Source organism: Algibacter ulvanivorans (genome assembly GCF_048381495.1).
Lineage (GTDB): Bacteria > Bacteroidota > Bacteroidia > Flavobacteriales > Flavobacteriaceae > Algibacter_B > Algibacter_B ulvanivorans.
The window spans coordinates 1-307 of sequence record NZ_JBLWGD010000057.1; the positions used below are offsets into that span (position 1 = coordinate 1).

Here is a 307-nt window from a genome sequence, read left to right on the forward strand (position 1 = left end):
TTTGTAAAGAGAAAACCCATTATGGGTTTTAAAAAACAAATGTCCAAATAACTCTTGTTTAAATTATTAAGTTAACTAAGGCATTTTAAAATTGAATATGGTGGAAGAAAGTCAAAGACAAAAAAAAATAGGTTCTGTGTTACAGCGCGATTTGGTAGATGTGCTTCAAAAAGCTGCTACACAAGGTGGCATGCAAGGCATTCTTATTTCGGTTTCTAAGGTAAAAGTAACGGTAGATTTATCTGTTGCTAAGGTGTATTTAAGTATTTTTCCAAACGATAAAGGGAAAGAATTGATTCAAGGCATT

1 protein-coding gene is annotated in these 307 nt (G+C 31.9%); it reads left to right on the forward strand.

Annotation, left to right across the window (positions count from 1 at the left end; genetic code table 11):
- Window positions 1–97: 97 nt before the first annotated feature.
- Window positions 98–307 (forward strand): ribosome-binding factor A (locus ACNG5D_RS15970; RefSeq protein ID WP_418184524.1); only part of this gene is annotated, 210 nt, incomplete at its 3' end.